The organism is Pseudomonas sp. PNPG3, from assembly GCF_023093815.1.
In the GTDB taxonomy this organism is placed as follows: Bacteria; Pseudomonadota; Gammaproteobacteria; order Pseudomonadales; family Pseudomonadaceae; genus Aquipseudomonas; species Aquipseudomonas asiatica.
Map to the genome: position 1 here is coordinate 80,500 of NZ_JALLKV010000003.1, position 21,297 is coordinate 101,796.

Annotated in this window: 16 protein-coding genes; 13 read left to right on the top strand and 3 right to left on the bottom strand. The window is 63.1% G+C overall.

Annotation, left to right across the window (positions count from 1 at the left end; all coding sequences use genetic code 11):
• Nucleotides 1–85 precede the first annotated feature (85 nt).
• From dgcB to MJ643_RS03780, 4 genes are all read left to right on the top strand, one after another.
• Entirely contained in the window at nucleotides 86–2,038 is a 1,953-nt protein-coding gene (gene dgcB / locus MJ643_RS03765) for a dimethylglycine demethylation protein DgcB (protein ID WP_013970509.1), read from the top strand.
• Nucleotides 2,038–3,270, top strand: a complete 1,233-nt coding sequence (locus tag MJ643_RS03770; protein ID WP_013970510.1) for an electron transfer flavoprotein subunit alpha/FixB family protein — start codon at nucleotides 2,038–2,040, stop codon at nucleotides 3,268–3,270. Before dgcB ends, MJ643_RS03770 begins: the two co-directional genes overlap by 1 nt.
• 10 nt (nucleotides 3,271–3,280) lie before the next feature.
• Nucleotides 3,281–4,051 (top strand): electron transfer flavoprotein subunit beta, encoded by a 771-nt coding sequence (locus MJ643_RS03775; RefSeq protein WP_013970511.1) that lies wholly within the window; start codon nucleotides 3,281–3,283, stop codon nucleotides 4,049–4,051.
• Nucleotides 4,052–4,726: 675 nt separating this feature from the next.
• Nucleotides 4,727–5,614, top strand: coding sequence for an RHS repeat-associated core domain-containing protein (locus MJ643_RS03780; RefSeq protein WP_247726598.1), 888 nt, complete (start codon nucleotides 4,727–4,729; stop codon nucleotides 5,612–5,614).
• A gap of 73 nt (nucleotides 5,615–5,687) precedes the next feature.
• Here MJ643_RS03780 and gbcA read toward each other — a convergent pair whose 3' ends face one another.
• Nucleotides 5,688–6,980 carry a glycine-betaine demethylase subunit GbcA gene (gene gbcA, locus MJ643_RS03785; RefSeq protein WP_013970512.1) on the bottom strand — a complete coding sequence of 431 codons (1,293 nt, stop codon included), beginning with the start codon at nucleotides 6,978–6,980 and terminating at the stop codon, nucleotides 5,688–5,690.
• 294 nt (nucleotides 6,981–7,274) lie between these two features.
• Here gbcA and gbcB point away from each other — a divergent pair, with 294 nt between their 5' ends.
• The gene (gene gbcB, locus MJ643_RS03790; RefSeq protein WP_015268654.1) at nucleotides 7,275–8,375 is read left to right on the top strand and encodes a glycine-betaine demethylase subunit GbcB; all 1,101 of its coding nucleotides are present in this window, start codon (nucleotides 7,275–7,277) and stop codon (nucleotides 8,373–8,375) included.
• Nucleotides 8,376–8,510: 135 nt separating this feature from the next.
• Here gbcB and MJ643_RS03795 read toward each other — a convergent pair whose 3' ends face one another.
• Nucleotides 8,511–10,136: a methyl-accepting chemotaxis protein gene (locus MJ643_RS03795; RefSeq protein ID WP_013970514.1), complete on the bottom strand. Its 1,626-nt coding sequence runs from the start codon at nucleotides 10,134–10,136 to the stop codon at nucleotides 8,511–8,513.
• 274 nt (nucleotides 10,137–10,410) lie between these two features.
• On the opposite strand from MJ643_RS03795, the gene MJ643_RS03800 reads away from it, so the two are divergent.
• The 3 genes from MJ643_RS03800 to mcpH all read left to right on the top strand — a co-directional run bounded on the left by MJ643_RS03800 (nucleotide 10,411) and on the right by mcpH (nucleotide 13,056).
• Complete coding sequence (locus tag MJ643_RS03800; protein WP_003257514.1) at nucleotides 10,411–10,641, top strand: hypothetical protein; 231 nt, start codon at nucleotides 10,411–10,413, stop codon at nucleotides 10,639–10,641.
• On the top strand, nucleotides 10,638–10,940 hold the full coding sequence (locus MJ643_RS03805) for a cell division protein ZapA (RefSeq protein ID WP_013970515.1): 303 nt from the start codon (nucleotides 10,638–10,640) through the stop codon (nucleotides 10,938–10,940). Before MJ643_RS03800 ends, MJ643_RS03805 begins: the two co-directional genes overlap by 4 nt.
• A 178-nt stretch (nucleotides 10,941–11,118) precedes the next feature.
• The gene (mcpH, locus tag MJ643_RS03810) at nucleotides 11,119–13,056 is read left to right on the top strand and encodes a methyl-accepting chemotaxis protein McpH (RefSeq protein ID WP_013970516.1); all 1,938 of its coding nucleotides are present in this window, start codon (nucleotides 11,119–11,121) and stop codon (nucleotides 13,054–13,056) included.
• 153 nt (nucleotides 13,057–13,209) lie between these two features.
• Here mcpH and MJ643_RS03815 read toward each other — a convergent pair whose 3' ends face one another.
• Nucleotides 13,210–14,250: a low specificity L-threonine aldolase gene (locus MJ643_RS03815; RefSeq protein WP_013970517.1), complete on the bottom strand. Its 1,041-nt coding sequence runs from the start codon at nucleotides 14,248–14,250 to the stop codon at nucleotides 13,210–13,212.
• Between the two features lie 338 nt (nucleotides 14,251–14,588).
• Between MJ643_RS03815 and MJ643_RS03820 the strand changes: the two genes are divergently transcribed.
• The 5 genes from MJ643_RS03820 (at nucleotide 14,589) to soxG (ending at nucleotide 21,287) form a co-directional block, all read left to right on the top strand.
• On the top strand, nucleotides 14,589–15,842 hold the full coding sequence (locus tag MJ643_RS03820) for a serine hydroxymethyltransferase (protein ID WP_013970518.1): 1,254 nt from the start codon (nucleotides 14,589–14,591) through the stop codon (nucleotides 15,840–15,842).
• 15 nt (nucleotides 15,843–15,857) lie between these two features.
• Nucleotides 15,858–17,108 carry a sarcosine oxidase subunit beta family protein gene (locus MJ643_RS03825; RefSeq protein ID WP_003255680.1) on the top strand — a complete coding sequence of 417 codons (1,251 nt, stop codon included), beginning with the start codon at nucleotides 15,858–15,860 and terminating at the stop codon, nucleotides 17,106–17,108.
• A 14-nt stretch (nucleotides 17,109–17,122) separates the two neighbouring features.
• Nucleotides 17,123–17,458, top strand: a complete 336-nt coding sequence (locus tag MJ643_RS03830) for a sarcosine oxidase subunit delta (protein ID WP_039613194.1) — start codon at nucleotides 17,123–17,125, stop codon at nucleotides 17,456–17,458.
• A complete protein-coding gene (locus MJ643_RS03835; protein ID WP_013970520.1) occupies nucleotides 17,455–20,472 on the top strand; it encodes a sarcosine oxidase subunit alpha in 3,018 nt (1,005 codons plus the stop codon). Before MJ643_RS03830 ends, MJ643_RS03835 begins: the two co-directional genes overlap by 4 nt.
• Before the next feature lie 182 nt (nucleotides 20,473–20,654).
• Nucleotides 20,655–21,287 (top strand): sarcosine oxidase subunit gamma family protein, encoded by a 633-nt coding sequence (gene soxG / locus MJ643_RS03840; RefSeq protein WP_013970521.1) that lies wholly within the window; start codon nucleotides 20,655–20,657, stop codon nucleotides 21,285–21,287.
• Nucleotides 21,288–21,297: the final 10 nt, after the last annotated feature.

Genomic DNA, 21,297 nt, shown 5'->3' on the forward strand with positions numbered 1-21,297 from the left:
CGCATTCGCGGGTAAACCCGCTCCCACAAGGGGCCGATCCCATCTTCAGAGTGGCGCAAGAATCCAGCTGTTGTGGGAGCCTCCCATGTTGAACACCCTTCTACCTATCCTGCTGTTCGCTGCCCTTGGCCTGGCAGTGCTCGGCGCCCTGCGCCGGGTGCGCATGTGGCGGCGTGGCCGGCCGTCCAAGGTCAACCTGATCGGCGGCTTGCTGGCCATGCCACGCCGCTACCTGGTGGACCTGCACCATGTGGTCGAGCGCGACAAGTACATGTCCAAGACCCACGTGGCTACCGCTGGCGGCTTCGTGCTGTCGGCCGTGCTGGCGATCCTGGTGCACGGCTTCGGCCTGCAGAGCAAGATCCTCGGCTACGCGTTGCTGGTGGCCACGGTGATCATGTTCAGCGGCGCCATCTTCGTCTTCAAGCGCCGCCTCAACCCGCCTTCGCGCCTGTCCAAGGGCCCGTGGATGCGCTTGCCGAAGAGCCTGCTGGCGTTTGCCGTGAGCTTCTTCATCGCCACCTTGCCGGTCGCCGGCATCCTGCCGGCCAACACCGGTGGCTGGGTGATGGTGGGCATTCTCGGTCTGGGCGTGCTGTGGGGCGTGTCTGAGCTGTTCTTCGGCATGACCTGGGGCGGCCCGATGAAACACGCCTTCGCCGGTGCCCTGCACCTGGCCTGGCACCGCCGCGCCGAACGCTTCGGCGGCGGCCGTTCCACCGGCCTCAAGCCGCTGGACCTGGAAGACCCGAACGCGCCGCTGGGCGTGGAAAAGCCGGTGGACTTCACCTGGAACCAGCTGCTGGGCTTCGACGCCTGCGTGCAGTGCGGTAAATGCGAAGCCATGTGCCCGGCCTTTGCCGCCGGCCAGCCGCTGAACCCGAAAAAGCTCATCCAGGACATGGTCATCGGCCTGGCCGGTGGCACCGACGCGCAGTTCGCCGGCAGCCCATACCCGGGCAAACCGATCGGTGAGCATGGCGGCCACCCGCACCAGCCGATCGTCAATGGCCTGGTCGACGCCGAAACGCTGTGGTCGTGCACCACCTGCCGTGCCTGCGTCGAGGAATGTCCGATGATGATCGAGCACGTCGATGCCATCGTCGACATGCGTCGTCACCTCACCCTGGAAAAAGGCGCCACCCCGAACAAGGGCGCCGAAGTGCTGGACAACCTGATCGCTACCGACAACCCGGGCGGCTTCGCCCCTGGCGGGCGCATGAACTGGGCCGCCGACCTCAACCTGCAACTGCTGTCGGAGGTGAAAACCACCGAGGTGCTGTTCTGGGTCGGTGACGGTGCCTTCGACATGCGCAACCAGCGCACCCTGCGCTCGTTCGTCAAAGTGCTCAAGGCGTCGGGCGTGGACTTTGCCGTGCTCGGCCTGGAAGAGCGCGACAGCGGCGACGTGGCGCGCCGTCTGGGCGATGAAGCGACCTTCCAGCAATTGGCCAAACGCAATATCCAGACCCTGGCCAAGTACAAGTTCCAGCGCATCGTCACCTGCGACCCGCACAGCTTCCATGTGCTGAAGAACGAGTACGGCGCCCTGGGCGGCGACTATCAGGTGCAGCACCACAGCACGTACATCGCCGAACTGATCGCGGCCAACAAGCTCAACCTCGGCCAGCACAAGGGCGGCAGCGTCACCTACCACGACCCGTGCTACCTGGGCCGTTACAACGGTGAGTACGAAGCTCCGCGTGCCGTGCTCAAGGCCCTGGGTATCGAAGTGCGCGAGATGCAGCGCTCGGGCTTCCGTTCCCGTTGCTGCGGCGGTGGTGGCGGTGCGCCGATCACCGACATCCCTGGCAAGCAGCGTATCCCGGACATGCGCATGGACGACATCCGCGAGACCGAGGCCGAGCTGGTGGCCGTGGGTTGCCCACAATGCACCGCCATGCTCGAAGGTGTGGTCGAACCGCGCCCGCAGATCAAGGACCTGGCCGAACTGGTGGCCGACGTGCTGATCGAAGAGGACGCGCCCTCTGCCCCAAAGCCGCAAACGGCCAAACGTGAACCTGCGGAGGTGCACTGATGAGCGACATTATCCGCCGCGACCCACGCGCCGAGTGGATCGCCCGTAACCGTCTGCACCCGCTGCATGCAGCGATGCAGACGCAGCAGACCAGCTGGATGGGGCCCAACGGCCTCATCCGCAAGAACCCCCATGCGATTGCCGCAGGCTTCATCGGCCCGGCCGGCATCAAGCGCATCGACCGCAGCGGCGCCCAGCAGGGCACCGCCGTGGGCGGGCGACGCACGGCGGCGGCCGAGGTCAAGCTGCCGCTGCACCAGGTGCCGGCGCCGGCGTTCTACATCGCCGTGGTGCCGGACATGGTCGGTGGCCGCCTGAGCAGCCACGACCGCGACCTGCTCGGCCTGGCCCACAGCCTGGCCGGCAGCGACGGTGCGGTGCTGGCAGTGGTGTTTGGCGAGCACAAGGAAAGCAACTTTTCCACAGCCGGGGTCGACCGCCTGCTGGTCATCGAAGGCGAGGCGTTCGAAGGTTATGCACCGGAGCAACTGGTACAAGGCCTGCGGGCTGTGGATAACCAGTTCACCCCGCGCCACTGGCTGCTGCCCGACAGCCGCACCGGTGGTGGCGAACTGGGCCGGCGCCTGGGCGCGGCACTGGGCGAGCGCCCGGCGACGCGGGTATGGCAGGTCAAGGACGGCCAGTGCATCGGCCGTGCCGGTGCCGGCCAGCAGGACCTGCAGCGCGCCGTACCACGCTTGATCCTGGCGGCGGCCGAGTGCGCCGAGCCGGTCAGCGAAACCCGTCACGAAGCGCTGCCCGTGGAGTTGTCCACAAGCGTGGCGCGCAGCCTGTCGCGCATCGAAGACCTCGGTTCGGTGGCCGTGGACCCGGCCACCATTGCCATGGCCGAAGCCGAGTTCATCATCTCGGGCGGCAACGGGGTCAAGGACTGGGACCTGTATCACAAGGCCACCGCGGCCCTTGGCGCCACCGAAGGCGCCTCGCGGGTGGCGGTGGACGACGGCTTCATGCCGCGCAACCGCCAGGTGGGTGCCACCGGTACCTGGGTTACCGCGCGGGTCTACGTGGCTGTGGGTATCTCGGGCGCGATCCAGCACCTGCAGGGCATCGGCGCCTGCGACAAGGTGGTAGCGATCAACATGGACCCGGGCTGCGACATGATCAAACGGGCGGACTTGTCGGTGATTGGTGACAGTTCGGCGATTCTCCAGGCACTGATCGAGGCTGTGGACAACTACCGCAGCGGCGGCCAGCGCGACGCGGCATAAGGGCACGAGCATGAGTACGAAAGTGATCAGCCTGGTTTCCATCGGTGCCCACCCCAGCTCCGGCCGCGCTCGCCGCGCCGAGCAGGATGCGCGCGCCGTGGAGCTGGGTTTGCAGCTGGCTGGGGATAACTTACAGGTGGTGCATGCCGGCGACCCACGGGAAGAGGCGCTGCGCGCCTACCTGGGGATGGGCCTGGACCACCTGGATGTGCTGGAGCAGCCGGCCGGCGCCGACGTGCTGGGCGTGCTCGGGGATTACCTGCGCGATGCCGGGGCACAGCTGGTGCTGACCGGCAGCCAGGCCGAGACTGGCGAAGGGTCGGGCATGTTGCCGTTCCTGCTGGCCGAAAAGCTCGGCTGGCCGCTGATTGTGGGGTTGGCTGAAGTGGAGTCGATCGAAAACGGCACCGCCCAGGTATTGCAGGCGCTGCCGCGCGGTCAGCGGCGTCGGCTGAAGGTGCGCCTGCCGTTGCTGGCGACTGTGGATAACGCCGCGCCCAAGCCGCGCCAGAGTGCTTTCGGGCCGGCGCGTCGGGGTGTGTTGGCGGCACGCAACGTGGCTATCGTCGAAGACGAACTGCTGGCCGAAGCCGAACTGCAACCAGCCCGCCCACGGCCCAAGCGGCTGAAGGTGATCAAGGCCAAGAGCGGTGCCGACCGGATGAAGGCGGCGACGGCCAAGGCCAGTGGCGGCGGTGGCAAGGTGTTGAAGGACGTTTCTCCACAGGAAGGCGCCGAGGCCATCCTCAAGCTGCTGGTGGAAGAGGGCGTGCTGCGCTAGAGCCTCACGCGGTCCCGGTGTGGGAGCGGCCTTGTGTCGCGATGGGCTGCGCAGCAGCCCCGGCAATCTTGACTCATAGTCGAGATCCTGAGGCCGCACTGCGGCCCATCGCGACACAAGGCCGCTCCTACATTCCATACACAGCCTCGATCGAGCGCTTTTGCCCACCGAATCTGTTCGCCAAGGTGTGGATAAAGTGTTGGCGCATGGCCGCAGCCCTTGTGTGACGGCGCCTCCAAGATTATGGTCAAAAAACAACCAGTATTATCCCTGCCTTCGCATGCAACGCGCGGCAGTACCCTCCGGATTTTGTCCACAATCACTGTTAGCCGGTCTGTGGATAATCTGTTCGGTAGCACCTGTAAGCCACATAGTTAAAGGCTTTGACAGGTTTGTTCAGAAAGTGATCAATCTCGCCACAATCCTGCTCGATCCTTGATAATCATGGTCGTGAGTGGCTTATCCACAATCCGATTGCACAAACTGCATCAGTTGCTCACAAACTCTGTTGGTGTTTCTGTGGACAAGGTGTAAGAAATCCGCTGTAGCCCAATATCCACGCCATCCTGGCCGGTTTGATCAAACAATGATCAGGGGTTTGTCTGATATTTTTGCCAGTACGCAAACCTGGCGTCCGTCGTTACCCTGTCCACATGCGATCAGTGTGAGTCAACCATGGCGACATCCCTGTTGAATATCGATCGGCAGCACTCTGTACTGGGCGCGCTTTCCTTGGGTCCGCGCGCTTACTCACCCTATGGCTTCCTTAGCGGTTCCCTGGGTTCAGGGCTGGCTTTTTGTGGCCAATACCAAGATCCGTTGACGCATAATTATCTGTTGGGCAGTGGCCATCGCTCCTACAGCCCGGGCCTGATGCGGTTCATCACGCCGGATTCGCTTAGCCCATTCTCCAAGGGCGGAATCAATGGATACGCCTATTGTGAGGGGGACCCGATTAACAGGCACGATTCAACGGGCCGCGTTTGGCAGTGGATACCTCCACTGGCTCAGGCCGCCTCTAGTGTTTCAACAGGACTCGGCGCGGTTAACCGCAGGTCGCTTGCTGTGGTTAGACAGCGGATTCAGAGGATGAACGGGGAGTTACCCGACCAGGAACTTGTGCGCGCAGAGCTTGCAGACTCGCTCCAGTTTTATTCCTCTATCCCTATGGGGGCTGGTGCCAATCTCGCCCGAAATATCCTCAATGCACCTGTGTCGCCGGCAGATCCACTGGTCAGTCAGCTTGTCTGGACCGGAGCTGGGGGAAGTTCTGGCGTTGCCATAGGCACCCATTTAAACGGCTATTCGGTGTATCAAACATGGACGCAACTCGCAGATCAACATGGCATCAACCGGTGGAGCGTGGTGGCCGAGGCCATAGGGCAAGTCTTGCTCCCACCTTTCGTCAGGAGGGGGAGTTTGCAGGCGGGGCAATGGGCAGCGGAAGCGCTCGGTAGCGGAATAGCCGGGGCCTACCGTGTGCCGGGGAGGGTGATGGCCAAGGTACATAGCGATGATGGAGGAGAAGTTCTGAGAGCTGTCCTTGTCGTTAGAGGGAGTTGATGCTATTAGCGCCCCTTACTGAAACGCAGGTGTGTCGTGCCTCGTCATACCGGACGAGGCACGGCATCATCGTTTACTGTGCCTGAACTTCCTTCAGATACGCCGCCGGCTCCGCCCCCAGGTTGTTCAGCAAGCGCTGGCTGTACCAGTCAATGAAGTTGACCACGCCAAACTCGTAGGTTTTCGAGTATGGCCCAGGCTGGTAAGCGGTGGAGTTGATACCACGCTGGTTTTCCTCGGCCAGGCGACGGTCCTGGTCGTTGGTGGCGTCCCACACCTTGCGCATGTTCTCGGGGTTGTAGTCCACACCCTCCACGGCATCCTTGTGCACCAGCCACTTGGTGGTGACCATGGTTTCCTGGGCGCTGATCGGCCACACGGTGAACACGATCATGTGGTCGCCCATGCAGTGGTTCCAGGAGTGCGGCAGGTGCAGGATGCGCATCGAGCCCAAGTCCGGGTTCTGGATACGACCCATCAGCTTCTGGCAGGCCTGTTTGCCGTCCATGGTCATCGACACGGTGCCCTTGAGCAGCGGCATGCGCACGATACGGTTACGCAGGCCATGGCTTTTGTGCAGGTACGGGATCTTCTCGGCTTCCCAGGCGGCGGCGGAGGCAGCCACGTGGTCCTTGAATTCCTGGCTGGCGCGCGGGTCGTTGGTGTCGTCCCATTCCAGCAGGGTTTGCAGCAGCTCCGGGTGCGAACCGTTGCAGTGGTAGCACTCGCGGTTGTTTTCCAGCACCAGCTTCCAGTTGGCCTTTTCCATCAAGGTGGTCTGTACCGCCACCTTGGTGTTTTCCATGTCGTACGGTTCCATGTAGTGGTCCAGGGTGGCCAGGAACTCGTCGATGGCAGGCGGGTTTTCCGCCAGGCTGATGAAGATGTAGCCGCCGGCGACCTTCACGTTCACAGGCTTCAGGCCATACTGGTTCATGTCGAAGTCGGCACCCATTTCGGTACCGGCGAACAGCAGGCGGCCGTCCAGCTCGTAGGTCCACTGGTGGTACGGGCAGACCAGCTTGGCCACCTTGCCCTTGTCGCTGACGCACAGGCGCGAACCGCGGTGGCGGCAGACGTTGTGGAAGGCGTGCACCTTACCTTCGGCGCCACGCACCACGATGATCGGGTTCTTGCCGATCTGCAGGGTGATGTAGTTGCCCTTGGCCGGGATCTCGCAGGTCATGCCGGCGATCAGCCACTCCTTGTGGAAGATCTCCTGCATGTCGATCTGGAACAGACGCTCGTCGGTGTAGAAAGGCTGGGGCAGCGAGTAGGTGCGCTCGCGGGTCTGCAGCATCTCGGCGGTGGCCTTGCGTGCAGGTTCCAGTGGATCGCCCAGGCTCAGGGTTGCGGTGACGTCCATCGTGTATTCCTCGGGGCCGTGTGCGGCCGGCAAAAGGTGGCTAATCGTTGTTGTGGTGCCGCAAGGCTGCTCATCAGAAACAGCTAGTTGTTTTGCGGTGGAGTGTGCGTCCGAAGGCGTCATGAACCGTATCCATGGGCGACATGGCCGATTTGAATTACGACGCGCCAGCCCTTGCAGTGCGGGGCTGGTCGCGATAAGCACGCCGATGTCGCTGGCAGGAATGTACGTCGTCTTCAGCTTGCGCATTATCCAAGCCATAAAACGGCCAATAGTCGGCTGCTGGAGATGAACATGTCCGATACCTTCCTCAATCCGGTCACTACCCAGACCTGGGCCAACGGCCGCCACATCGTGCGCTGCGTCAAGGTCATCCAGGAGACCTGGGACGTGCGCACCTTCTGCTTCATGGCCGATCAACCGATCATGTTCTTCTTCAAGCCGGGGCAGTTCGTCACCCTGGAGCTGGAGATCGAAGGCAAGCCGGTGATGCGTTCCTACACCATCTCCAGTTCACCGTCGGTGCCCTACAGCTTCTCGATCACCGTCAAGCGTGTACCGGGCGGCCTGGTGTCCAACTTCCTCCACGACACCATGCACGAAGGCGCCGAGCTGCCGGTGCACGGCCCGGTGGGGCTGTTCAACGCCATCGATTTCCCGGCGCAGAAGGTGCTGTACCTCTCGGGCGGTGTCGGGATCACCCCGGTCATGTCGATGGCGCGCTGGTTCTACGACACCAACGGCAATGTCGACATGGTGTTCGTGCACAGCGCCCGTTCGCCGAAGGACATCATCTACCATCGTGAACTGGAGCAGATGGCCTCGCGCATCCCCAATTTCAGCTTGCACATCATTTGTGAAAAGCATGGCCTGGGTGAGCCGTGGGCGGGTTATCGCGGTTACCTCAACCAGCGCCTGATGGAGCTGATCGCGCCGGACTACATGGACCGTGTGGTGTTCTGCTGCGGCCCGACGCCATACATGACTGCGGTCAAGCGCATGCTCGAAGCGGTCGGCTTCGACATGAAGAACTATCACGAGGAATCGTTCGGTGCGACGCCGCCTGAGGCCAAGGCCGATGCGGTGGAGCATGCCGAGCAGGCTGCCGACGCGCCGGAACTGGATGCGGCCGACCTCAACCTGGTGGAGTTCATCGGTAGCGAGAAGAGCATCCGCATCGCCCCGGGCGAGACCGTGCACGCGGCGGCGGCCAAGGTTGGCCTGATGATCCCGAAAGCCTGCGGTATGGGCATTTGCGGCACCTGCAAGGTGCTCAAGCTGGGCGGCGAAGTGGAGATGGAACACAACGGCGGCATTACTGAAGAGGACGAAGCCGAGGGCTACATTCTGTCGTGCTGCAGCGTGCCGAAAGGGGATGTGCGGATCGATTACTGATCCGGGAATGCAGGGGGCTGCCTTGCAGCCCATCGCGACACAAGGCCGCTCCCACAAAGGCTCCGGTTACATCGGCCAATGTGGGAGCGGCCTTGTGTCGCGAAAGGGCCGCAAAGCGGCCCCGGCTTTTTAAAGTCAGGTACGGAACCGCGCCACCAAGCCATTCAGATCCACGGCCAACCGCGACAACTCCGCACTCGCCGCACTGGTCTGATGCGCCCCGGTAGCACTCTGCACCGACAGGTCATTGATGTTCACCAGGTTGCGGTCCACTTCCCGCGCGACCTGCGCCTGCTCTTCCGCCGCGCTGGCAATTACCAGGTTACGCTCGTTGATCTGCGCCACTGCCCCGGCAATGGTGTCCAGCGCCATGCCTGCGCCACGAGCAATGTTCAGGGTGGATTCGGCACGCTCGGTGCTGGTGCGCATCGATTCCACCGCTTCTTCCGTACCGCCCTGAATACTGCCGATCATCCGCTCGATCTCACTGGTCGACTGCTGGGTACGATGAGCCAGCGCTCGCACCTCATCAGCCACCACGGCAAAGCCCCGGCCCGCCTCACCGGCACGTGCCGCCTCGATCGCGGCGTTCAGCGCCAGCAGGTTGGTCTGGTCGGCCAGGCCACGGATCACGTCCAGCACCTTGCCGATATCGCGCGACTGTTCGGCCAGGTGGGTGACCAGTTTGGCGGTGGCCTGCACATCGCCACTCATGCGCTCGATGGCACCCACGGTTTCCATGACCAGGTCGCGGCCGTCGCCCGCCGAACGGCTGGCTTCGCTGGAGGCTTCCGAGGTGCTGACTGCATTGCGCGCTACTTCTTCGACGGCGCTGGTCATCTCGGTCACCGCCGTGGCGGCCTGTTCGATTTCGTTGTTCTGCTGCTGCAGGCCGCGGGCGCTTTCGTCAGTGACGGCGTTCAGCTCTTCGGCAGCCGAGGCCAGCTGTGTCGCCGACCCGGCGATCAGCTGCAAGGTGTCGCGCAGTTTGTCTTGCATGCGGGCCATGGCGCGCAGCAGGCGGGCAGCTTCGTCGGTACCCTCGGCATGGATGACATGGGTCAGGTCGCCGTCGGCAATCTGTTCGGCACATCTAAGCGCCTCGTCGATCGGCTTGACGATGCTGCGGGTCAACAGCAGGGCACAGACAAAAGTCAGCACGGTGGCGGCGACCAGCAGGCCGATCACCAGAGAGAAGGCCGCGTCATACTGGCTGGCGGCTTTCGCGTTGGTGTCACGGGTCTGCTCGGTATTGATGCCCACCAGGGTCTCCATGATCTTGTTGATCTGCTCGGAGTTGGCCTGCAAGTCACGGTTGAGAACATCTCTCAGCTCGTCGAGGCGGCCGGCCTGGTTGAGGCTGCGCATTTGCGCCTCCAGCTGGCGATACTGGTTGAGCAACTGAACATACTGGTCGTACGCAGCCTGTTCGTCGGCGGCAGTGATCAGCGGCACGTAGGCCTCTCGCGCGCGGTCGATCTGCTGGTTGCGCTGGTCCATCAGGTTGAGGATTTCCTGCTGGTTTTGCGGGTCGCGGTTCACCAGCAGGCGGTAGGAGAGGCTGCGCAGGCGCAGGTTCAGCGCGCTGATCTCATCCAGTGTCTTGATGGCGGGGACGCTGATTTGCTCGATGACCAGGCCGGCCTGGCGGATGTTGCCCATCTGCATCAGAGAGAAGATACCGAGGCCGAGCATCAGCAGGCCGATGAGCGCAAAGCCCAGCAATGCGCGTGGGGCAATATTGATGTTGCGTAATGACATGGTGGGCAGATCCAGGCAAGTGAAGGAGACGCTTCCAGTGCGACAGAATGTGTCTCTCTGAGTATCGGTCGTGACCCGTCAGCCTTGAGTGCGCGCCTGGCAAAACTCCGAGTTGGCCCGGTTGTTCCTGACCGGCGGTTGACCCAGGTCGGAACAAGGGGCCGGTTACCCTGTCAATCTGCGGGTTAGACACTTTGTGAATCCGATATTTAATGGCGATGGGCCGCACTTTTCTTTATCGTGTGCGCCCCTCGCAACAACCTGAGATAGACCCATGCTGGAAGCTTCCCTGAATCAAATCGAGCAACTGGTCAGCGACCTGATGCAGAAGAACGCTCAACTCACCGAGCAGAACGCCGCCCTCGGTCAGGAACTGGCCCAGGCCAAGGAAGAGAACGAAACCCTGCAGCTGTCGCTGATGGAGCAGGAAGAGAAGAACGGCAGCACCGCCGCACGCCTGCAGGCCCTGCTCGAGCGCGCCAACGCCGGCGTCGTAGGCGCATGACACTGCGAGCGCAGCCGATCAATGTCGTGTCGATCCTCGGCAACGACTATTCGATCAAGGCGCCTGCAGGCCAGGAAGCGACCCTGGCCCAGGCGGTGCAGATGCTCAACACCGCCCTGGCCCAGACCAAGCGTCAGTACCCGACCCTGATCGGCGACAAGTTGCTGGTGCTGGCCGCGCTGAACCTATGTTCGCGGCAGATCGAGCTGCAGGATGAGCACCGCAAGACGCTGGAGCGTACCCAGGCGCAGATCGATGCCACGGTGGACGCCATCGTGCGGACCATAGCCGAACAATAAGGCCTTGCATCGACCTCTGTGGGAGCGGATTCACCCGCGAATGCGTCAGTGCATTCAGCATCGCATTCGCGGGTAAACCCGCTCCCACAGGGTATCTGATTGCTTCAGGTCACTGGATTAACTGCATACGCAAGTGTATACACTTTCCGCAAAACAATAATTATGCGGGGAGTAGGGCATGCGTATCTGGCGTAAAAGCATCCAGTGGCAGTTGATCACCAGCATGGGCGCCGCCCTGCTGGCGAGCATCCTGGTGGTGGTCATCATTTTCACGGTGGCGCTAAACCGCCTCACCGAACGCTACCTGGTCGATACCGCGCTGCCCGCCAGCATCGAGGCCATCCGCAACGACATCGAGCGCATGCTCGGCCAGCCGCTGGTGGCGGCGGCGGATATTGCCGGCAACACCCTGCTGCGCGACTGGCTTGCCGCCGGTGAAGACCCCGCCCATGCCGCTCCATTCATCGAATACCTGACCGCCGCCAAGCAGCGCAACCAGGCCTTCACCACTTTGTTCGTTTCGACCGAAACCGGCCACTACTACAACGAGAATGGCCTGGACCGTACTCTCAGCCGCAGCAACCCCAAGGACAAATGGTTCTACGGCTACATCGACAGCGGTGCCGAACGCCTGATCAACATCGACATCGACGGTGCCACCGGCGAGCTCGCGCTGTTCATCGACTATCGCGTGGAAAAGAATGGCCAACTGGTCGGTGTGGCTGGCATGGGCCTGCGCATGACCGAACTGTCGAAGCTGATTCATGACTTCAAATTTGGCGAGCACGGCAGGGTGTTCCTGGTGCGTAACGATGGCCTGATCCAGGTTCATCCGGACGCTGCCTTCAGCGGCAAACGCCAGCTCACCGAACAGCTCGGCGCGGATGCCGCCAAGGCGCTGATGACCGGCGACGAGGGCCTGCGCAGCAGCCGCTTCAGCCGTGACGGCGAAAGCTACCTGGCGCTCGGCCTGCCCTTGCGCGACCTCAACTGGACCCTGGTGGCCGAGGTGCCGGAGGAGGAAATCTACGCGCCAATGCACCAGGCGGTATGGCTGACCAGCCTGATCGGTGGTGCCGTGGCCCTGGTATCGCTGCTGCTGGTGGTGCTGCTGGCGCGTGGCCTGGTGCGGCCGATCCGCCGCGTGACAGCGGCGCTGGTGCAGATTGGCAGTGGCGCGGGCGACCTCAGCCACCGGCTGGACGATTCACGCCAGGACGAACTGGGCGACCTGGCGCGTGGCTTCAACCGCTTCCTCGACAGCCAGCGCCGGTTGATCGGCGAGATATTGCACACTTCCGAGCGGCTGCACCTGGCGGTCGAGCAGGTGACACAGGTGGTGGACAACACCGCCGAGCGTTCCGGGCGCCAGCAGGAAATGACCGAAATGGTCGCTACCGCCGTGCACGAAATGGGTTTGACCGTGCAGGACATTGCCCGCAATGCCGGTGATGCGGCCCAGGCCTCGCAGTCGGCGAGGGACGAAGCCTTGCAGGCGCGTGAAGTGGTGCAACGCTCGATCCGTGGTATCGAAGGGATGTCGGGTGATATCGGCAAGGCTGCCGATGCAGTCAGCCAGCTGGCCGAGGAAGTAGCTTCGATCGACGAAGTTCTGGCGGTGATCCGTAGTATTTCCGAGCAAACCAACCTGCTGGCGCTGAATGCCGCCATCGAGGCGGCCAGGGCAGGGGAGATGGGCCGTGGGTTTGCCGTGGTGGCCGATGAGGTGCGTACCTTGGCCCGGCGCACGCAGCTGTCCACCGACGAAGTGCAGCAGATGATCCAGCGCTTGAAGCAGGGCGCGGGTTCGGCTGTGAGTTCGATGCAGGCTGGGCAGCAGGCGACGGGTAGCGGGGTGGAGTCGAGCCAGCGCACCGGAGCGTCATTGGGGGCGATCACTGACCAGGTCGAGCACATCAGCGACATGAACCATCAGGTAGCTACTGCGACCGAAGAGCAGTCGGCGGTGACCGAGGAGATCAATCGTACGGTGCAGGGGATTTCCGACCTGGCGCGGGAGACCGCGGCGGAGGTGCAGGGCTGTCGTGAAGAGTGCCAGGCGCTGCGTGGCTTGGCGGATGACCTGGCGCGGCAGATGGGTGGGTTCAGGCTTTAGATCAGTGTTGGCTTCTTCGCGGGTAAACCCGCTCCCACAGGTTCATCATTGCTCTTGAGGGCAGAGCTGTACCTGTAGCTCCCACAGGCTCACCTCAGGCCTTGAAACCTGCGCGATCCCTGTAGGAGCGGGTTTACCCGCGAATGCGGCCTGTCAGGCGCCGATGATGGCGCGGATATCCGCCGCCAGCTCGCGCACCCGCTCTTCCTCGGTATCCCACGAGCACATGAACCGCGCCCCGCCGCTACCAATGAAGGTATAGAACCGCCATCCCCTGCTGCGCAGTGCCTCGATCGCATGCTCCGGCATCTGCAGGAACACCCCGTTGGCCTCAACCGGGAACATCAGATCCACTCCCGGCAAATCACTCACCAGCGAGGCGAGCAACTGCGCGCAATGGTTGGCATGCGCGCCATGGCGCAACCAGGCGCCATCTTCCAGCAGGCCCACCCAAGGCGCCGACAGGAAGCGCATCTTCGATGCCAGTTGCCCGGCCTGCTTGCAGCGGTAGTCGAAGTCCTCGGCCAGTTGGCGGTTGAAGAACAGGATCGCCTCGCCCACCGCCATGCCGTTCTTGGTGCCGCCAAAGCACAGTACATCGACACCGGCCTTCCAGGTCAGCTCTGCCGGGCTGCAGCCCAGGAACGAGCAGGCATTGCTGAAGCGTGCGCCGTCCATGTGCAGGTTCAGCCCCAGCTCTTTGCAGGTGGCGCTGATCGCCTTCAGCTCGTCGGGGCGATAGACGGTGCCCACCTCGGTGGCCTGGGTAATGGTCACCACCCGTGGCTTGGGGTAGTGGATGTCCTGACGCTTCAGCGCCACTTCGCGGATCGACTGTGGTGTCAGCTTGCCGTTGACGCTGGGCGCGGTCAGCAGCTTGGAGCCGTTGGAGAAGAACTCCGGCGCACCGCACTCGTCGGTTTCGACGTGGGCGGTCTCGGAGCAGATCACGCTGTGGTAGCTCTGGCACAGCGAGGCCAGCGCCAGGGAGTTGGCGGCGGTGCCGTTGAAGGCGAAGAACACCTCGCAGTCGGTTTCGAACAGCTTGCGGAAGTATTCCGCGGCGCGTTCGGTCCACTGGTCGTCGCCGTAGGCGCGGTCGTGGCCATGGTTGGCCTTTTCCATCGCTGCCCAGGCTTCGGGGCAGATGCCGGAATAGTTGTCGCTGGCGAATTGTTGGCTCTTATCTGTCATGACACTGTCCTGTGAACGACGCAGAACAGCACTCTAAACCATCGATTCAGCAGTTGCCTATACAAGCGGTGCAGCGTTTGATTTCGGCATTGCCTGTACTGGCCTATTCGCGGCTAAAGCCGCTCCCACTGGGAGATTGCAAGCATTGAGGCAGCGCCGTACCTGTGGGAGCGGGTTCACCCGCGAAAGGGCCGGCACGGTCAACACAAAAGCGAATGTCGTAAACGCGCCATTGCAAGGCGTGCGCAGGCATCTGACCCGCCCCGGCCAGTCATAACATCGCCACAAAGGGCCACAGTGCCCCACGACAAAAAACGATCGCTGCCGGGAGATACACGATGTTCAGCAAGCAAGACCAGATTCAGGGTTACGACGATGCACTGCTGGCGGCGATGAATGCCGAAGAGCAGCGCCAGGAAGACCACATCGAGCTGATCGCCTCGGAAAACTACACCTCCAAGCGCGTGATGCAGGCCCAAGGCAGCGGCCTGACCAACAAGTACGCCGAAGGCTACCCGGGCAAGCGCTACTACGGTGGCTGCGAGCACGTGGACAAGGTCGAGGCCCTGGCCATCGAGCGCGCCAAGCAGCTGTTCGGTGCCGACTACGCCAACGTCCAGCCGCACTCCGGCTCCTCGGCCAACGCTGCGGTTTACCTGGCCCTGCTGCAGGCTGGTGACACCATCCTCGGCATGAGCCTGGCCCACGGCGGCCACCTGACCCACGGCGCCAAGGTGTCGTCCTCGGGCAAGCTGTACAACGCTGTGCAATACGGCATCGACACTAACACCGGCCTGATCGACTACGACGAAGTCGAGCGCCTGGCTGTCGAGCACAAGCCAAAAATGATCGTTGCCGGCTTCTCGGCCTACTCCAAGACCCTCGACTTCCCACGCTTCCGCGCCATCGCCGACAAGGTCGGTGCGCTGCTGTTCGTCGACATGGCCCACGTAGCCGGCCTGGTTGCCGCTGGCCTGTACCCGAACCCGATCCCGTTCGCCGATGTGGTTACCACCACCACTCACAAGACCCTGCGCGGCCCACGTGGCGGCCTGATCCTTGCCAAGTCGAACGAAGAGATCGAGAAGAAGCTGAACGCCGCGGTGTTCCCAGGCGCCCAGGGCGGCCCGCTGATGCACGTGATCGCCGCCAAGGCCGTTTGCTTCAAGGAAGCGCTGGAGCCTGAATTCAAGGCCTACCAGCAACAAGTGATCGAAAACGCCCAGGCCATGGCCCAGGTGTTCATCGACCGCGGCTACGACGTGGTTTCCGGCGGCACCGACAACCACCTGTTCCTGGTCAGCCTGATCCGCCAGGGCCTCACCGGCAAAGATGCCGACGCCGCCCTGGGCCGCGCGCACATCACCGTCAACAAGAACGCCGTGCCGAATGACCCGCAGTCGCCATTCGTCACCTCGGGCCTGCGCATCGGTACCCCGGCCGTTACCACCCGCGGCTTCAAGGTCGCTCAGTGCGTGGCCCTGGCCGGCTGGATCTGCGACATCCTCGACAACCTCGGTGACGCAGACGTCGAAGCCGATGTGGCGAAGAACGTCGCGGCCCTGTGCGCAGATTTCCCTGTTTACCGCTGAGTGGAGTCACACACCATGCAACGTTACTCGGGCTTCGGCCTTTTCAAGCACTCCCTCAGCCACCACGAGAACTGGCAGCGCATGTGGCGCACGCCAACCCCTAAAAAGGTCTACGACGTGGTTATCGTCGGCGGTGGCGGCCATGGCCTGGCCACGGCCTACTACCTGGCCAAGGAACACGGCATCACCAACGTTGCCGTGATCGAGAAGGGTTACCTGGGCGGCGGCAACACCGCCCGTAACACCACCATCGTGCGTTCCAACTACCTGTGGGACGAGTCGGCGCACCTGTACGAGCACGCCATGAAGCTGTGGGAGGGCCTGTCCCAGGACCTCAACTACAACGTGATGTTCTCCCAGCGCGGCGTGTACAACCTGTGCCACACCCTGCAGGACATGCGTGACTCCGAGCGCCGGGTCAGCGCCAACCGCCTGAACGGCGTGGATGGCGAGCTGCTCAACACCGCCCAGGTCGCGGCCGAGATCCCGTACCTGGATTGCTCGAAGAACACCCGCTACCCGATCCTTGGTGCCACCGTGCAGCGCCGTGGCGGCGTGGCCCGTCACGACGCCGTGGCCTGGGGCTTCGCCCGTGCCGCCGACGCCCTGGGCGTGGACCTGATCCAGCAGACCGAAGTGATCGGCTTCCGCAAGGAAAACGGCGCGGTCATCGGTGTGGAAACCAACAAAGGCTTCATCGGCGCCAAGCGCGTCGGCGTGGTCACCGCCGGTAACTCCGGGCACATGGCCAAGCTGGCCGGCTTCCGCCTGCCGCTGGAATCGCACCCGCTGCAAGCACTGGTATCCGAGCCGATCAAGCCGATCATCGACAGCGTGATCATGTCCAACGCCGTGCACGGCTACATCAGCCAGTCCGACAAGGGCGACCTGGTGATCGGTGCCGGTATCGACGGCTGGGTCGGCTACGGCCAGCGCGGTTCGTACCCGGTGATCGAGCACACTCTGCAGGCCATCGTCGAGATGTTCCCCAACCTCTCGCGCGTGCGCATGAACCGCCAGTGGGGCGGCATCGTCGATACCTCGCCGGACGCTTGCCCGATCATCACCAAGACCCCGGTCAAGAACATGTTCTTCAACTGCGGTTGGGGTACTGGCGGCTTCAAGGCGACCCCGGGTTCGGGCAACGTCTTCGCCGCGAGCCTGGCCAAGGGCGAAATGCACCCACTGGCCGCGCCGTTCTCCATGGACCGTTTCTACAACGGCGCACTGATCGACGAACACGGCGCCGCCGCCGTCGCCCACTAACCGGAGACACCGTCATGTTGCATATTTTCTGTCCCCACTGCGGCGAGCTGCGCTCCGAAGAAGAGTTCCACGCCTCTGGCCAGGCGCACATCGCCCGCCCGCTGGACCCTAACGCCTGCTCCGACGAGGAGTGGGGTACCTACATGTTCTACCGTGACAACCCACGCGGTATTCACCACGAACTGTGGGACCACGTTGCCGGCTGCCGCCAGTATTTCAACGTCACCCGTGACACCGTGACCTACGAGATTCTGGAAACCTACAAGATTGGCGAGAAGCCGCAAGTGACCGCCAGCGGCAAGCAGAGCAGCGCCGCGTCGACCGTCAAAGGCCAAGGGGAAAAAGTATGAGCCAGACCTATCGCCTCGCCAGCGGCGGCCGTATCGACCGCAGCAAGGTCCTTAACTTCAGCTTCAACGGCAAGACCTACCAGGGTTATGCCGGTGACAGCCTGGCCGCCGCGTTGCTGGCCAACGGCGTCGACATCGTCGGCCGCAGCTTCAAGTATTCGCGCCCACGCGGCATCATCGCCGCCGGTACCGAAGAGCCGAACGCCATCCTGCAGATCGGCTCCAGCGAAGCCACCCAGATCCCCAACGTGCGTGCCACCCAGCAGGCGCTGTACGCAGGTCTTGTAGCTACCAGCACCAACGGCTGGCCGAACGTCAACAACGACGTCATGGGCATCCTGGGCAAGGTTGGCGGCAGCATGATGCCGCCGGGCTTCTACTACAAAACCTTCATGTACCCGAAATCGTTCTGGATGACTTACGAGAAGTACATCCGCAAAGCCGCAGGCCTTGGCCGCGCGCCGCTGCAGAACGACCCGGACAGCTACGACTACATGAACCAGCACTGCGACGTGCTGATCGTCGGCGCCGGCCCTGCCGGCCTGGCCGCTGCCCTGGCCGCTGGCCGCAGCGGTGCCCGCGTGATCCTGGCTGACGAGCAGGAAGAGTTCGGCGGCAGCCTGCTCGACACCCGCGAAACCCTCGACGGCAAGCCTGCTGCCGATTGGGTCAGCGCTGTGGTCAAAGAGCTGGAAAGCCTGCCGGAAGTGACCCTGCTGCCACGTGCCACGGTCAACGGCTACCACGACCATAACTTCCTGACCATCCACGAGCGCCTCACCGACCACCTCGGCGATCGCGCCCCTATCGGCCAGGTACGCCACCGCGTGCACCGCGTCCGCGCCAAGCGCGTGGTGCTGGCTGCCGGCGCCCACGAGCGCCCGCTGGTGTACGGCAACAACGACCTGCCGGGCAACATGCTGGCCGGTGCCGTGTCCACCTACGTACGCCGCTACGGCGTGGCCCCGGGCCGCAAGCTGGTGCTGTCGACCAACAACGACCACGCCTACCGCGCCGCGCTGGACTGGCACGACGCCGGCCTGCAAGTGGTCGCCATTGCCGACGCCCGCCACAACCCACGTGGCTCGCTGGTTGAAGAAGCACGTGCCAAAGGCATCCGCATCCTTACCTCCAGCGCCGTGATCGAGGCGAAGGGCAGCAAGCACGTCAGCGGCGCCCGTGTGGCCGCCATCGATGTGCAGGCACACAAGGTCACCAGCCCTGGCGAAACTCTCGAGTGCGACCTGATCGCCACCTCCGGCGGCTACAGCCCGATCGTGCACCTGGCTTCGCACCTGGGCGGTCGCCCGGTATGGCGTGAAGATATCCTCGGCTTCGTGCCGGGCGATGCTCCGCAGAAACGCGAATGCGTGGGTGGCATCAACGGCGTCTACGCCCTGGGCGACGTGATCGCCGATGGCTTCGAAGGCGGCGTTCGCGCAGCCACCGAAGCGGGCTTCAAGGCCACCGTCGGCAGCCTGCCGAAAACCGTTGCGCGCAAGGAAGAGGCCACCGTGGCACTGTTCCAGGTGCCGCACGACAAGGGCACTGCCCGCGCACCCAAGCAGTTCGTCGACCAGCAGAACGACGTCACCGCGGCCGCAATCGAACTGGCCACCCGCGAAGGCTTCGAGTCGGTCGAGCACGTAAAACGCTACACCGCGCTGGGCTTTGGTACCGACCAGGGCAAACTGGGCAACATCAACGGCCTAGCCATCGCCGCCCGTTCGATCGGCATTACCATCCCTGAAATGGGCACCACCATGTTCCGCCCCAACTACACGCCGGTTACCTTCGGTGCAGTAGCGGGCCGTCACTGTGGCCACCTGTTCGAGCCCGTACGCTTCACCGCCCTGCATGCCTGGCACGTGAAGAACGGCGCCGAGTTCGAAGACGTCGGCCAGTGGAAACGCCCGTGGTACTTCCCGAAAGCCGGTGAAGACATCCACGCCGCCGTGACCCGTGAATGCAAGGCCGTGCGCGACAGCGTGGGCCTGCTGGACGCCTCGACCCTGGGCAAGATCGACATTCAGGGCCCGGATGCGCGTGAGTTCCTCAACCGCATCTACACCAACGCCTGGACCAAGCTCGACGTGGGCAAGGCCCGCTATGGCCTGATGTGCAAGGAAGACGGCATGGTCTTCGACGACGGCGTAACCGCCTGCGTCGGCGACAACCACTTCATCATGACCACCACCACTGGCGGCGCCGCCCGCGTGCTGCAGTGGATGGAGCTGTACCACCAGACCGAATGGCCGGAACTGAAGGTGTACTTCACCTCGGTCACCGACCACTGGGCCACCATGACCCTGTCCGGCCCCAACAGCCGCAAGCTGCTGAGCGAGCTGACCGACATCGACATGGACAAGGAAGCCTTCCCGTTCATGACCTGGAAGGAAGGCAACGTCGGCGGCGTACCGGCCCGGGTGTTCCGTATCTCGTTCACCGGCGAGCTGTCGTACGAAGTCAACGTGCAGGCCAACTACGCCATGGGCGTGCTGGAACAGATCATCGAGGCAGGCAAGAAGTACAACCTGACCCCGTACGGTACCGAGACCATGCACGTACTGCGTGCCGAGAAGGGCTTCATCATTGTTGGCCAGGATACCGACGGCTCGATGACCCCGGACGACCTGAACATGAGCTGGTGCGTAGGCCGCAACAAGCCGTACTCGTGGATCGGCCTGCGTGGCATGAACCGCGAAGACTGCGTGCGCGAGAACCGCAAGCAACTGGTAGGCCTGAAGCCGGTCGACCCGAACCAGTGGCTGCCGGAAGGCGCCCAGCTGGTATTCGACCCGAAACAGCCGATCCCGATGGATATGGTTGGCCACGTCACCTCCAGCTATGCGTCCAACTCCCTGGGCTACTCGTTCGCCATGGGTGTGGTCAAAGGCGGCCTCAAGCGCATGGGCGAGCGCGTCTACTCGCCGCAGGCGGATGGCAGCGTGATCGAGGCGGAGATCGTGTCTTCGGTGTTCTTCGATCCGAAGGGTGAGCGGCAGAACGTTTGAGGCTTCACCGGTAGCTCTGATTGGAATGCGGCCTCTGTGGGAGCGGGTTCACCCGCGAATGCGATGGTGGATTCACCGCCCTCTTCGCGGGTAAACCCGCTCCCACAATGGGTCTCCTCAGTCTGTGACTACAGGTTCTACCTCAGGTCTTCGCGATCAACAGAATTCAAGGCAGGTAAGAAATGAGCGCTATCAACGTCTTCCAGCAAAACCCCGGTGCCGAGGCCAAGGCCCAGTCGCCACTGCACCACGCCGACCTGGCCAGCCTGGTTGGCAAAGGCCGCAAGAACGCAGGCGTAACCCTGCGTGAACGCAAGTTCCTCGGCCACCTGACCATTCGTGGCGATGGCCACGACCCGGAGTTCGCTGCCGGCGTGCACAAGGCCCTGGGCCTGGAGCTGCCAGTGGCACTGACCGTGGTCGCCAACAACGAAATGTCGCTGCAATGGATGGGCCCCGACGAGTGGTTGCTGATCGTCCCGGGTGGCCAGGAGTTTGCCGTTGAGCAAAAGCTGCGCGCAGCCCTCGAAGGCCAGCACATCCAGGTGGTCAATGTCAGCGGCGGGCAGAGCCTGCTGGAACTGCGCGGCCCGAACGTGCGCGAAGTGCTGATGAAATCCACCAGCTATGATGTTCACCCGAACAACTTCCCGGTGGGCAAGGCAGTCGGCACCGTGTTCGCCAAGTCGCAACTGGTGATCCGCCGCACCGCCGAAGATACCTGGGAGCTGGTGATTCGCCGCAGCTTCGCCGACTACTGGTGGCTGTGGCTGCAGGACGCTTCGGCCGAGTACGGCCTGAGCATCGAGGCTTAAGGAGAACAGA